This window comes from Citrobacter sp. TBCS-14, assembly GCF_005280805.1.
GTDB lineage: Bacteria > Pseudomonadota > Gammaproteobacteria > Enterobacterales > Enterobacteriaceae > Citrobacter > Citrobacter gillenii.
The window spans coordinates 334,936-346,713 of record NZ_SZWM01001345.1; the positions used below are offsets into that span (position 1 = coordinate 334,936).

Here is an 11,778-nt window from a genome sequence, read left to right on the forward strand (position 1 = left end):
ACAATATGCATACTCTTACGGCAAATGAAGCCAAAACACAATTTGGCGATATGCTGCTTAAAGCACAGCGAGAACCTGTGCAAATTAACCGTAACGGTAAGCCTGTTGCAGTCGTCGTTTCCATTGAGGACTATGAACAAATGGAAGCCATGAAGCTCCAGTTACTGAAGGCCAAAATTCAGCGTGCTCAGAACGATATTCATTCGGGCAATACTGTCGACGGCGATGCTTTTTTTGATGAGTTGATGGATCAACACAAAGGATAAAAAGTGAGTTACAAACTTACTGGGGAAGCACAGCGCGATATTATTGAAATCCGTGATTACACATCAAGAAATTGGGGCGCTAAACAGTCTAGGGATTATCTTAGGAAATTACAGGTCGTTCTCTCCCAATTAGCTGAAATGCCAGGCATGGGGCAACATCGCATTGATGATTTTGGTGAAGATGTTTACAGCTTTCCTTATGTTAGCCATACGATTTACTATAGTGCACAAGACACAAATATTGTTGTATTGGCAGTCTTACACCAAAGCCGAGTACCAACAAAACATCTGGGACAACGTTTGTAGCTCACCACCTTATTTGCCGGATGGCGCTGACGCTTATCCGGTCTACTTTCAAAATCAATTATTCTTCCATAACCAATCACCCCACTTATATATAAGTATTTTAAATTCAGCCGTAGAATAATTTATTTATTTTTCTCTATTATTAATACCTTCACTATTGCAAACCAACCGTAAAAAGCCTCATATATTATTTTCTCAACAAAATGGATTATTAAAATGGCAATTCCTGCTTATCTCTGGCTCAAAGACGATGGTGGCTCACTTATAAAGGGATCTGTTGATGTAACCAATCGCGAACGCTCAATCGAGGTGATATCGTTTAGCCATAACCTTTACATCCCCACGGATGGCAATACAGGAAAGCTTACTGGCACACGTGTGCACGGCGCACTGATTTTTGAGAAGGAATTCGATAGCGCTTCACCTTATCTTTTTAAAGCCGTTGCCACAGGGCAAAGCTTGCAATCGGCAGAATTTAGGTGGTACGAGATCAATAATGCAGGTCAGGAAGTAGAGTACTACAACATGCTCCTCGAAGGGGTTAAAGTTGTATCCGTAATACCGATGATGCATGACACTAAAACTGTCATCAATGTTGGTCATAGAGAACAAGTACAGCTGCGTTACGATAAAATCACTTGGCATTATCTCGATGGTAATATCCAGTATTCGGATGCCTGGAATGAACGCATAACCGAATAAGTGAAATCATATGGACACTATCGAAGAGCTTAACGGTACATATTTCTACAGAGGGTTTGCTAATCTTTCAGCAGGAGAACTTCTTTTCTGGATTTTCCTTGATGAAACCAGTGAACAATTTGGCGTAAATGATTACATGACCTTGGGTCTAATTTTACTTGGTCAACCTACGATCGCAACCAGAGGTAAGCCGATAGGGGCAACAGCAGGGACATCACCTCTGAGCTCTCAGCTACGACACTGGTTAAATATAGAAACCAGACGCTTACCCACCCTAACTACAGGAAGTATAAGACGATTAAAATTTGCATATGTAACAAATCTGGGCGCTTTTGTTGGAAGATGGATTCCAATATTGGGGATTATCATAATGGCTTATGACGTGAGTGCGATTTCATACAAAGCCACAATTAAATACAACACCATAGCCAGAGGTAAAGATAAGCTATGGTAAGTGATAATGATGTCATCGCCTGGTACGATGAGACATTTAATAAACCCAGCTTATTATTTAAAAAGCGTTGGCCAGTCACCCTCGATACCAGTCTTTCAACGGGAGATTATGTGTGGGCCAGTGAAACGGGCGCAGACATCATGGATGCTTACTTTGCAACTTTCAATGTTGATTGCACCAATTTCGATTTTTATAAATATTGGCCTAATGAGACATTCATACTTTATGCAATTTTTACCTGTAGCAGAGATGACGATGAGCCACAGCCATTAACACTCCGCATGCTGGCTGAGTCAGCAAAAGCGGGTAAATGGCTTTATGACTGAGCCTTATTGACGAATGTCATTTATCCGACATACCGCTTCCAAAAAAATAAAGCCGCTGACCCATTAATCAGCGGCTTTTCCATTACTCACTTATATCAGAAGTTGTATTTCACACCCAGCATACCGCGGGTATCGCTGTAGCCTTTGTCGCCGACCTGTTGAGCCACGTTGCTCCACACGTTGAGACGCGGAGTGATTTGGCCTTCGACGCCGACTTTCAGTTCGGCGATGTTTTTTGTGCCGCGCATGTCGTTGCTGACATCGTCCATTTTCACGCGGGCGGTCTGCGTATTGTGGATCCAGTTGGCTTCGACAAACGGCTGGAACTCGCGAGATTTACCGTCGTCGATGGCGTTGTGGCCATTGATGAAGGCCTTCACGCCCAGGCGGGTCATCAGGTTGCCTGCGGTATCATCCTTCACGCGGGTGCCGTTCGCTTCGCGGTGATCGTCGGCCTGCACGTCCATCCACACCACCTGCGCTTTCGGTTGCAGCCAGTAGCTGTTGCGCTCGCTTTCACCCAGTTTGAAGCTGTAACCGGCTTCCACCGAGGTGGTTACCCCGCTGGATTTATACTTCTCCGCCGCCTGCTCCTGGCCCATCACCTTGTTATCAAACCAGTTGTACAGCACCCAGCTATCCACATAAGTACCGGTCTTGTCGGCGTCATTCGCGTACCAGGTACCGTACAGACCCACGCTGTAACCGGTAACCTGACCGCGTGATGCGTAACCGGTCAGACTGGACTGCGTGCGGTTCTGGCTGTTGGCGTAGCCTGCCATCGCGCCGATGTGCCAGCGATCGAGACCGTCGCTACTCCACTGAGCCAGGTCGCCGCCTAACTGCAATACATAGCTGTTGCTTTGAGTTTTCAACTGCCCGCTGCCATCTTTAAAGCGGGTATGGCCGCCGACGTTGCGCATCCACAGGCTGGTGACTTTTTTCTCGCCCGTCAGCATATCGGTGTACTGCGTTTCCCCCAGACGATCGTGCAGTCGGGTCATAAACAAGGTATTGGCGGCAAAGTTGTTAGCCAGATAGCTGCCCGCTTCCGGGCGGTACTGCTGTTCAGTTACCGGCGGCACAACAGGCTCTTCTGGCTCAGGGATCACGGGGTCCACGGGATCAATGGGGTCTGGATCAACCGGCTCAGGGTCAGTTGGGTCGACAGGATCGGGGTCAACCGGACCAGGTGGAGTGACCGGAATAAAACTGGTCAGATACCAGTTGTTGTCCTTCTGTACCACGTTGTAATCATACGCACCGGCAACAATACGGCCCGCTTTTTCAAAGGTACCGTCGGAATTGCCCGCCACTTCAATGATTTCAATTCCTTCTACGGTTTGCGCCCCGGTTCCGCCGATGTTGTTCACCACCACGAACGTGTTACCCGCCGTATTGCCAAGTACCTTCAGCTTATCGGTTTCGGAGGCGTCATCATGAAGCACGGTGTTAAAAACCAGTTTGCCGCCGTTGCCGGTGAAATCCTCATTGATGGTCAGCGTCTGCCACGCTTCGTCGCCACCGTGGCCAAAGTTAACGACTGCCCCGCTGTTTAACGTCAGGTCGGTGAGCGTTGAGCTGTGGGTCATATTCCACGTCGCATCGCGCATTTGCAGCGAGATAACCCCCGTCCCTGCCGTGGCACTGGTGATATATGACGCCCCATTCCACAACGAGTTATCGGTCATGTTGAGCTTAATCGTACTGTTTTGCTGCGCCAGCGTGCTGATCGCCGCAGTGCCGCTGGCGGCGTGCAAATCACCGTCGATGAGGAAGCGACCGCCCGCCGAGCCGTCGACGATACCGCCCGTTTCAGTGCTGATGGCATAGCTTTCGTTGCTGTGATCGCCCGCCATGGTAATGGCTGCACCACCGGCGAGGTTTATCGCACCGTGTGAAAGCGCAAACAGACCGCGTGGGGCTTTGCTGTATGAAGTCGCTTTTCCAGCACTGTTCACGCTAATGGTCGCTTTGTCGCCCAGGTTCACGGTCGCGTTCGTGGAGTAGACCGCATGTGCACTGATACCGTTCACCGTAATCGTGGCGTTATTGCCCAGTTCCGTTTTGGACGATGAGGCGGCATAAATCCCCGTTGAGGAAGCACCCGACGTCTCGATGGTAGCGTCATTGCCAAGCAGGATCGAGGAACCACTCCGCCCGGTGCGAAGACCTTCAGAGCCGTCGCCGGTCGTCACAATGTGTGCCCGGTCGCCAACGACAATCGTATTTTTGGCCTCCGTAGCGTCTTTCATTGCGTTTGCAGTGATACCACGCCCCTGGTAACCGGTGGTTTGAATATACAGATCGTCACCGACGTAAATGCTGGCCGATCCTTTCCAACCTTGGCTAAAGGAGTTGTAACCAGCGTTAATACCGTCACCATCCTGACCGTCCACATAAATACTGGTGCGATCCCCGGTGATGATAAAGACCGGGTTATCCGGCGTATTAGCCCCATGCGTGCGGATACCGTCAACATCTTTACCGTTGTTAGCGGCATTCTTTGACTGAGTACGAATCGTCAGGTCATCACCGAAAATAACCCCTGGGCTTCCCGTGTTGCTGTTCTGAATAACGGTAAGGGAGTGTTCAAAGGCTTCTGCGCCAGGTCCATTAAGCGTCACCCCGTGGCCATAAACGGGAATCGTGCCCGCATTCCATTGATAAACATAATTCGGCATCGCGCTGGTTTTCGCGAAATGAGCATTCGCCTGAGCAGGAATTAACGCCTGCAATTCCGGGGGCAAACTGCTCACCAGCCCGCTGGAGGGAAGACTGTCGACATCCACCCATGCCGCGTGGGATGAAAATACCATAGAAGCTAATGCGGCAGACACCGCTATGGCTAGACGTGAGTAATACTTAGGATTGGGCATAATTGCCTCCTACATTTAGGCGTAGAGAGTCCACCACATCGTAATAATGTGGAAATAATAAAAATGAAAAACAGTTATAAAATATTCGAGATTATTTTATGAATACTATGTCCCAGCTTTTCTTCAAGCCGAAGTTTATAGACGTAAATTTTCTTAATATCGATATTATCTGTGACGGTGATTTGCTGAATACTTTTCCCTGACATAAAACGCTTCAACAATATCATTTCCGTGTAGTTTAATGATCGTCCACGCTTGCTGTTAGCCAGGTGACCTGTGAACAGTCGGTGAATCTTCTGATGCTGAACAATATCGTCATCGTCAGAATAAATAATGCCTTGTATATAACTGCTTTTCGACAACCAGTAATTGGCTAACGGTGTCAGATTCCGGTCAGAGAGCAGGACAATACGCATCCCGCTACGAGCTAAACGGTCAACCCACTGCGGATCGGCGAACAAGCGCAGATTCGGGAACGAAAAGTCGACAAAAATAAAGCCCCGGGACAAATGATTTTGATTATTAAGCAGAAGTTTTTCAACGATCCCTGCTTTCAAAAAACGATTCCCCTCAGGCCAGATAGCAAAAGTAGCACGGTGACAATACTGTGCGCGTACCGCAGGCTGCGGAAATAAAGAGCAGGATAATTCACAACTTATGCAACGAACATTTGGTGGCGGTTTTCTCTTCATCAAAAACAACTCCTGTAATTTTTTCCTTCAATATTTCACTGGTAAATAAATGTGTCAATCGACACGCTACGCGCGCCCCGTTAGTCAATTAAATTCAGTCATTAAAAATGTTATAAAGTCTTATCAGCAAATTAATACGGATGGTAAATAACCTGATACCAATCAGTATATGCGTATCTTTTCTCAGACAAATAACCATAACATTAGGAATTTTGCACATAAATCACGGCACCAGGATAAATACTCACATAGCACTATTTGCTAAAAAACCGACACAGGAGATAATTATCAGTAACATTAATCCGATAATTTAATCACTCTGGCGGCGTGGTGAATAAATATAATGGTAATTCTGATAAATCTGTAATGAATTCTCATTACTTAACCTTAGTTCATTCTCACCTAAGATTTATCTATGCTATCCGTTTGTATTTTAATGATTTTATTTCGTCACCTAAGAACTTTATCACTGATGATGTGCAAAGACCGAGGCGTCTTTGCGATTTGTATGTAGAATTAAAGGGGGTGTCAACGGCACTCCGTGATACGTCTTTGTTACTGAGGGCCGGGCATTGTACCTTATCAATCAGTTGGTCGAATTTAATCCTGATAACAGAAGTCTGGTTAACCAGCAGACCGGGCGGTCGATTCAACTGCAACTGCCAGCCTCACTCTGCTTTTTGTATTTAATTACGCACCCAAATGACATCGTTTCTCAGAACACGCTGCTAAAAGTGGGTTGGGGGGAGCGCAATAATGTCACCACGACCAATACCTTTTATCAGGCAATCCTGACGCTGCGTAAAGCGCTGGAGGAAGTAGGGTTGCCTCGTGACACGGTAAAAACTATTTCTCGCCGAGGGCTGAGATTAACGGAAAATACGCAGGTAGAAGTCATAACGCACACACAAAGTGATGTTTCCTTGCCGCCAGTGATTGAAGAAAACACAACACCCGCAACAATAGTTCCCTCACCGAAACAAACAACGCCGGTCCCTCGATGGGGGATTCTTTTTACCCTCAGCGTGCTTATTGCTACCCTGGTTATCTGGCTGGTGTGGTATCAGAAACGCCCGGCGATGCCATTTAACGCCTTCGTCTCTATTTCCATGCGAATTCCCTCAAATCAAAACTGCAAAATTTATTATTCACCGAATGAACACAATCTGGACGGTTATTTCAATTTGATGCAATCGCATCCCTCTCTCTGTGAAAAAAACCATTATGTGTTCCTTGCCGGTTACCGCAAAGCCGAGAGAGTGGTCGCCTTTGTCTGTGATAAAGACGCACGAACGGATGCTTCTGCGTTTTGTACCAGCCATTATTACTGGACGCGTGCGCAATGAAAAAAACCTGCACGATTATTCTGGTCAGTATTGGGCTGGCGACGGTTCTCGGTTCAGGTGCCTGGCTATGGCATTCGCGATATGCCGAACAACCACTGAATTGCGTCGGCAACGTAGAGTGGAATATTGGTGACAAACGCTTTACCGGCACGGTGTCGTACCGGATGTACCAGCATGAAGGGCTGGCGACCATTAACGGCAGGCTGTATGGACATCACACCACGGACGTCAGCAGGAACATTTATTTTAGCTACACCCAACAGCGCGATGCCCGCGTGCTGCAGACGATGCAGGTGGTCAAAACTTTCGCCGATACAGCGGATGAAGATGATATTAACAGCACATTGCCAGGGTTTTATCGCCAGAGCGGGCGAGGCCTGAGCCTGGTTATGGAGGAGTATAAAGGCGCGTGGATTTTTGCGACGTCGAATGTTCCCTCACTGTATTGCCGCAAAAGATAATATCGTAATTTCACTTAAATCCAGCATTCACATTTATCATCATTGACTTACGCGACATGGGTCACTGAATCCAGTAATAAGCCATTGCTATTCTTCTCCCCGAATCAGGAAGCATCCTGAATACCTCGATATCCACTGCGTAAAAATCAAGCGAAATGGACGTGTTAGAGCGTCCAGAAGACTTTAACCGACGGATGGATATGCGGAGATAACGTGGGCAGGGGCGTTTATCTCTCTGGCGAGCCATGCCTGACAGTACAGGCGTGATCGCATTAAGGAAACGGTGTGTTTCCGATGTACTTATGGCGTACTTATGAGGGATACATAATGTTTAGTTTTAAAAAGTGCCTGATTGCACTTTCAGTAAACCTGGCGGTTGTTTCATCCGGTTTTGCGTGTACGACCCTGCTGGTCGGCAATGAAGCCTCGGCGGACGGCTCAATGTTGGTGGCCCGTAGCGCAGACAGCGACGCGCTGAAAGCACAGCATTTTTTGATTCATCCGGCGAAACAGAACCAGACCGGGGTATACAGCACCAAAGCACATAATGGTGCGAATGATTTTACCTGGCCGCTGCCGAAAAACTCTCTGCGTTACACTACAGTGCCTAACTGGAAAACCCAGCTACACGGAGCCACCGGTTTTAACGAACTGGGCGTTGGCGTCAGCGGGACAGAATCTATTTTTGCTTCACCGAAGGCGCTGGCCGTTGACCCGTACGTTGAGGATAAAGGGATCACCGAAGACGATATCCCGGACATCTTACTGTCACAGAGCAAAACCGCACGTGACGCGGTGGCCCTGCTGGGGCATATCGTTGAAACCGTCGGCGCAGGTGAAGGTTTCGGCGTTGCCGTCGTGGATGATAAAGAAATCTGGTATCTGGAAACCGGTAGCGGTCACCAGTGGATGGCACAGCGGCTGCCAAATAATCAATATTTTGCCACCGGTAACCAGGGACGTTTACAGGATTACGATCCACAAGACCCGAACATGATGGCGTCGAAAAACCTGATTGAATTCGCTACCGAAAAAGGTCTGTACGATAAGGCCAAAGACGGCAAATTTAACTTCTCCACAGCCTATACCCGCGATGATGTGCGTGACCGTACCTATAACGACCCCCGCGTGTGGACCATCCAGAAAACGTTTAATCCTTCCGTCAATCAGGATATGGCCGCAGGCCGCGAGTTCCCGGTATTCCTGAAGCCAGAGAAGAAGATGACACTGGACGACGTGAAGTCGGTGTTACGCAGCCACTATGAAGGTACCAGCCATGACCCGTACACCAACGGTCTGAACGGCAAAGAGCCGTGGCGTCCTGTCAGCGTATTCCGCACCTACGAGGCCCACGTGATGCAGGTCCGTCCGTGGCTGCCAAAAGAAATTGGTGAAACAACTTACATTGGCCTCGGTATGGCCGATCTTACCGCCTTTGTTCCTTACTACAGTGGACTGAAGGCGTATCCGGCCAACTATACGATGGGGACGGATAAAGCAGACGATCAATCCATCTACTGGAAGTATCGTAAATTACAGACGCTGACTATGACCGATTATCCTAAGCTCGCGCCCATCGTCAAAAAAGCCTACAAAGCGTGGGAAGACAAGGTTGCACAGGAGCAAAAAGAGGTCGAGGCCGAATATCTGAAGATGGCGAAAACCGATAAGCCTGCCGCAGATAAAATGCTGAATGACTTCAACCTGCGCATCATGGCCGACGCCGAGAAGCTGACGGAAGATCTGACGAATCAACTGTTCACTATCCGCACTAAAGATATTCAGTCTGATATTTTCTTTGCTAACGCAGCCAAAAAAGACTGAGTCACCGCACGATAATCATCTGGCGCAAAGCAGACACGACGGCTTTGCGCCAACATCAATCAGGATCAGGGGAGTTCATCCAGCATCGGGGTTCTGAGATGGGTGTTTGCCCAACAGGCAGCCTGGGTTCGATTACTCACGGCGATCTTTTTGAAGATATTATAGATATGCGTTCTCACTGTGTTTTCACTGATAAAAAAGGCATAAGCAATCTCCATATTAGATGCCCCTTTCGACAGTTCAGTCAGGATTTCATATTCCCTCTCCGTTAGCAGCCAAGCATCGTTATCGGGTTGCGTGAAACCGATATTTTCTTGCAGCGGAGTGTGCGTTGGTTCTGAGCAGGGAGTTTGATAACCTTCTTTAATCACATTAAGCAAATGCTCGATGGTGCAATTGCTGGGGATGACGGACTCGAAATTCGGCCATGACATGCAGTCATACAGCGACAGCGATCTCAGGTAATTGATAATGTAGATCCGTACGTGATATTGATTATCATTGAGCAATCTTGACCATACTTTTTTAATTTTTTGACTGGATGCCTGAATATCATAGAGAATAATGCTTCCATCACAGATAAACGACATATCCGGTCGATTAATATTAATAAAATCAACAAGAATACCGACTTTCTTATTGAGATAATCCAGCAAGAGCTGTGTCTGTATCGACTGGTTGCTAATCAGTATGATCTTACTGTCCATGTTAAGCATAGATGGCCTTCATTCAAATGATGAGTGAAAATACTTCCCTGGCATTATGGTATACAAAATCAACGTCGCGTAATGACTTAAGATTAAAGATAATCTGATTGCGTTATGAAAATTTAGCTAATTGTGCAATATAAATGTTCGGTTTTTTCGAGTTATTGACTATTGTTATCTATCACATTTTGATATCAACACTTTCACGAGCCAGACGTATATTATAAACATGATAGATGATAATATTTTATGACAACTCATCTTTCTCCGCGACTCTTAATATCATTTCCTGAGTGAAATACGTTTAATTTACCATATACAACTCCAGCATTTCTTACATAATTCATATGGAGCGTAAGCCTGGCTGGACATATATACCCTATGTGTCAACAGCAATGTCAATGATATCAGAGGCGCTGTATCTCTACATGAGGAACACATTATGAGTAAATTATCTTTAGTAACGTTAATTGCATGTACAGTCTCCATTCCTTCAGCTATGGCATTTGGTGGCTTCGGACCTGGCCTGGAGTCACACGGAAAAGTTACTTTTACCGGACAAGTTTTCGCCAACTCCTGTAAAATAGTGAGTGGTGATAAAGATAAACACGTAAAACTCAACCCCGTACTAAATACACTTATAAAAAAAACTAATACGGTACAAGTTCAGGGATTTAGCATCCAGGTAACTGACTGTTTTATCCATGAAAAGGCAGTGCCGAAACTGGCATGGGGCAAGGGAAATATATTGACTGACGATGGATACTTTAAAAACACGAGTCTCAACGGGGCGATAAACGTAGCATTACTATTAAGTGATAGTAAAGGTAATAAAATTAATCTTCACGACAATGACCTGAGATTTGAACCGGAAAAAAATTACATTAAAGGTGATAAATCTATCCTAACCTATAAATTTAACGTAGGTTATATTATGCCAAGTAAAACTTTTATTCTTGATAGAGCCACTGCTGGCTCTGTGAGCGCTCAGGCAAACTATAGCATTACCTATCTCTAAATACGCAATGCCATCGCACTTGGTGCCATAATACCCAGTGCATGGCATTTATTTTTATAGAGGTTTTATGAAAATTATTTTTTCTTTATTGGCCCTATTTTCAATGTATGCTGCGCACGCGAATAATATTATTGTTAATGGTACCCGGTTTATTTACTCTGAAGATGTTGCAGAAATCACCATCCATATGACCAATACGGGAAACTCACCATCGCTAGCGCAGATATGGCTGGATGAAGGCGATCTGGAGAAACTTCCCGAGGACATCACCACACCATTTATTATCTCACCACCGATTGCCCGCGTTGACGCGGGAAATGGGCAGTCGCTGAGAATCAAAAAAGCAGCCGATAGACGTATTTCCGCCACAGATCGCGAGTCGCTATGGTGGTTAAACATTCTGGATATTCCCTCCGTGGATAAAAGTAAAGTCACGGAGAATTCGTCGATGCTCAACTTAGCCATTCGCTCACGCTTTAAATTTTTCTGGCGTCCCGCGGGCTTAGGTGAACGGCAGAATGCTGAAAGCAAGATGCAAATTCTCGCTAACAACGGTGATATCACGCTGGTCAACCCAACACCTTTTTTCATTACGGTTGCGGATATCGTAACGGCTTCCGGCAATGGACTTCTGCGCGAAGGCGTGATGGTAGCCCCTAAAAGCAGCAGCACTATTACCGCAAAGCACAATGTCAGACGCGGCGAAGCAGTCTTTTTACAGGCAGTCAGTGATTACGGCAGCGTTGTGGAATTCAAGACCACCATTAATCAATAGAAAGGGATAGAAAGGAAGACAA

General features: G+C 46.5%; 13 protein-coding genes. 10 read left to right on the forward strand and 3 right to left on the reverse strand.

Annotated elements, in window-relative coordinates; genetic code table 11:
- Positions 1 to 5 precede the first annotated feature (5 nt).
- The 5 genes from FDX22_RS29355 to FDX22_RS29375 all read left to right on the forward strand — a co-directional run bounded on the left by FDX22_RS29355 (position 6) and on the right by FDX22_RS29375 (position 2,054).
- A complete protein-coding gene (locus FDX22_RS29355; protein ID WP_117342569.1) occupies positions 6 to 266 on the forward strand; it encodes a type II toxin-antitoxin system Phd/YefM family antitoxin in 261 nt (86 codons plus the stop codon).
- Between the two features lie 3 nt (positions 267 to 269).
- A complete protein-coding gene (locus tag FDX22_RS29360; RefSeq protein ID WP_115257152.1) occupies positions 270 to 572 on the forward strand; it encodes a type II toxin-antitoxin system RelE/ParE family toxin in 303 nt (100 codons plus the stop codon).
- Positions 573 to 788: 216 nt separating this feature from the next.
- Complete coding sequence (locus tag FDX22_RS29365) at positions 789 to 1,274, forward strand: type VI secretion system tube protein TssD (RefSeq protein ID WP_146718180.1); 486 nt, start codon at positions 789 to 791, stop codon at positions 1,272 to 1,274.
- 10 nt (positions 1,275 to 1,284) lie between these two features.
- On the forward strand, positions 1,285 to 1,728 hold the full coding sequence (locus FDX22_RS29370) for an STM2901 family protein (RefSeq protein WP_146718181.1): 444 nt from the start codon (positions 1,285 to 1,287) through the stop codon (positions 1,726 to 1,728).
- The gene (locus FDX22_RS29375) at positions 1,722 to 2,054 is read left to right on the forward strand and encodes a DUF1493 family protein (protein ID WP_146718182.1); all 333 of its coding nucleotides are present in this window, start codon (positions 1,722 to 1,724) and stop codon (positions 2,052 to 2,054) included. The genes FDX22_RS29370 and FDX22_RS29375 overlap by 7 nt, the downstream gene beginning before the upstream one ends.
- A 95-nt stretch (positions 2,055 to 2,149) precedes the next feature.
- Here FDX22_RS29375 and misL read toward each other — a convergent pair whose 3' ends face one another.
- Together misL and FDX22_RS29385 are read right to left on the reverse strand one after the other, a co-directional pair.
- Positions 2,150 to 4,933 carry an intestinal colonization autotransporter adhesin MisL gene (gene misL, locus FDX22_RS29380; RefSeq protein WP_146718183.1) on the reverse strand — a complete coding sequence of 928 codons (2,784 nt, stop codon included), beginning with the start codon at positions 4,931 to 4,933 and terminating at the stop codon, positions 2,150 to 2,152.
- Between the two features lie 74 nt (positions 4,934 to 5,007).
- Complete coding sequence (locus FDX22_RS29385) at positions 5,008 to 5,625, reverse strand: helix-turn-helix transcriptional regulator (RefSeq protein ID WP_115257147.1); 618 nt, start codon at positions 5,623 to 5,625, stop codon at positions 5,008 to 5,010.
- Between the two features lie 572 nt (positions 5,626 to 6,197).
- Here FDX22_RS29385 and FDX22_RS29390 point away from each other — a divergent pair.
- The 3 genes from FDX22_RS29390 to FDX22_RS29400 all read left to right on the forward strand — a co-directional run bounded on the left by FDX22_RS29390 (position 6,198) and on the right by FDX22_RS29400 (position 9,256).
- Entirely contained in the window at positions 6,198 to 6,971 is a 774-nt protein-coding gene (locus FDX22_RS29390; protein ID WP_135911201.1) for a winged helix-turn-helix domain-containing protein, read from the forward strand.
- Positions 6,968 to 7,432, forward strand: coding sequence for a hypothetical protein (locus tag FDX22_RS29395; protein ID WP_146718184.1), 465 nt, complete (start codon positions 6,968 to 6,970; stop codon positions 7,430 to 7,432). The genes FDX22_RS29390 and FDX22_RS29395 overlap by 4 nt, the downstream gene beginning before the upstream one ends.
- Before the next feature lie 327 nt (positions 7,433 to 7,759).
- Positions 7,760 to 9,256, forward strand: a complete 1,497-nt coding sequence (locus FDX22_RS29400; protein ID WP_146718185.1) for a C69 family dipeptidase — start codon at positions 7,760 to 7,762, stop codon at positions 9,254 to 9,256.
- Between the two features lie 65 nt (positions 9,257 to 9,321).
- Here the strand turns inward: FDX22_RS29400 and FDX22_RS29405 are convergent, their stop codons facing one another.
- Positions 9,322 to 9,972: a LuxR C-terminal-related transcriptional regulator gene (locus FDX22_RS29405; protein WP_117342577.1), complete on the reverse strand. Its 651-nt coding sequence runs from the start codon at positions 9,970 to 9,972 to the stop codon at positions 9,322 to 9,324.
- Between the two features lie 433 nt (positions 9,973 to 10,405).
- On the opposite strand from FDX22_RS29405, the gene FDX22_RS29410 reads away from it, so the two are divergent.
- Complete coding sequence (locus tag FDX22_RS29410) at positions 10,406 to 10,981, forward strand: fimbrial protein (RefSeq protein WP_146718186.1); 576 nt, start codon at positions 10,406 to 10,408, stop codon at positions 10,979 to 10,981.
- A 67-nt stretch (positions 10,982 to 11,048) separates the two neighbouring features.
- Positions 11,049 to 11,756 (forward strand): molecular chaperone, encoded by a 708-nt coding sequence (locus tag FDX22_RS29415; protein ID WP_146718187.1) that lies wholly within the window; start codon positions 11,049 to 11,051, stop codon positions 11,754 to 11,756.
- Positions 11,757 to 11,778 lie beyond the last annotated feature (22 nt).

Excerpts from the sequence above, each read along its gene's own strand:
- FDX22_RS29370 (WP_146718181.1), top strand. The coding sequence starts at position 1,285 with ATGGACACTATCGAAGAGCTTAACGGTACATATTTCTACAGAGGGTTT.
- FDX22_RS29395 (WP_146718184.1), top strand. The coding sequence starts at position 6,968 with ATGAAAAAAACCTGCACGATTATTCTGGTCAGTATTGGGCTGGCGACG.
- FDX22_RS29375 (WP_146718182.1), top strand. The coding sequence starts at position 1,722 with ATGGTAAGTGATAATGATGTCATCGCCTGGTACGATGAGACATTTAAT.
- FDX22_RS29355 (WP_117342569.1), top strand. The coding sequence starts at position 6 with ATGCATACTCTTACGGCAAATGAAGCCAAAACACAATTTGGCGATATG.
- FDX22_RS29405 (WP_117342577.1), bottom strand. The coding sequence starts at position 9,972 with ATGCTTAACATGGACAGTAAGATCATACTGATTAGCAACCAGTCGATA.
- FDX22_RS29385 (WP_115257147.1), bottom strand. The coding sequence starts at position 5,625 with ATGAAGAGAAAACCGCCACCAAATGTTCGTTGCATAAGTTGTGAATTA.
- FDX22_RS29400 (WP_146718185.1), top strand. The coding sequence starts at position 7,760 with ATGTTTAGTTTTAAAAAGTGCCTGATTGCACTTTCAGTAAACCTGGCG.
- FDX22_RS29365 (WP_146718180.1), top strand. The coding sequence starts at position 789 with ATGGCAATTCCTGCTTATCTCTGGCTCAAAGACGATGGTGGCTCACTT.
- FDX22_RS29410 (WP_146718186.1), top strand. The coding sequence starts at position 10,406 with ATGAGTAAATTATCTTTAGTAACGTTAATTGCATGTACAGTCTCCATT.
- FDX22_RS29415 (WP_146718187.1), top strand. The coding sequence starts at position 11,049 with ATGAAAATTATTTTTTCTTTATTGGCCCTATTTTCAATGTATGCTGCG.
- misL (WP_146718183.1), bottom strand. The coding sequence starts at position 4,933 with ATGCCCAATCCTAAGTATTACTCACGTCTAGCCATAGCGGTGTCTGCC.